Genomic DNA, 243 nt, shown 5'->3' on the forward strand with positions numbered 1-243 from the left:
TGAAGAAATACGGCGGGCAGGCCATGGCAGGGATGGATCATGGGCAGATGATGGGCCATATGAATAACGACAATATGGGCCACGGAAACATGGATCATGGCAATATGAACCACGGTGAGATGGGGAATATGCAGCATGGCGGTATGGGCAACATGAAGCAGGATGGCACATTCGATTTCCATAATGCCAACCGGATTAACGGGCTGGCGTTTGATATGAATAAACCGATGTTTGCCGCGACGA

At 50.2% G+C, this 243-nt stretch carries 1 pseudogene; it reads left to right on the forward strand.

From position 1 onward, the window contains the following. A pseudogene (locus FDX22_RS32135) lies at positions 1 to 243 on the forward strand (multicopper oxidase); the annotation flags it as partial.

The organism is Citrobacter sp. TBCS-14, assembly GCF_005280805.1.
Lineage (GTDB): Bacteria > Pseudomonadota > Gammaproteobacteria > Enterobacterales > Enterobacteriaceae > Citrobacter > Citrobacter gillenii.